The organism is Pseudoalteromonas sp. bablab_jr011 (assembly GCF_016464045.1).
Lineage (GTDB): Bacteria > Pseudomonadota > Gammaproteobacteria > Enterobacterales > Alteromonadaceae > Pseudoalteromonas > Pseudoalteromonas lipolytica.
Window position 1 is genome coordinate 1 of the sequence record NZ_JACDWU010000087.1, and the last position, 243, is coordinate 243.

The window sequence follows — 243 nt, forward strand, 5'->3', positions numbered from 1 at the left end:
ACTCACCCGTCCGCCGCTCGTCAGCAGAGTAGCAAGCTACTCTCTGTTACCGCTCGACTTGCATGTGTTAGGCCTGCCGCCAGCGTTCAATCTGAGCCATGATCAAACTCTTCAATTAAAAGTTTTTTCTGTCCTTCCCATTAAGGGAGCGGACATGCTCAATGAATTCTGAATTTATTTAACATCTTTCGATGTTGAATTGACTGTGCTGAAATAAGTAAACTTATTTCCGTTGGTCACTCA

At 44.0% G+C, this 243-nt stretch carries 1 rRNA gene; it reads right to left on the minus strand.

The annotated features are described in order from the left end of the window. Window positions 1-118: ribosomal RNA gene (locus tag JIG41_RS02925) — 16S ribosomal RNA — on the minus strand; the annotation flags it as partial. Between the last annotated feature and the right edge of the window lie 125 nt (window positions 119-243).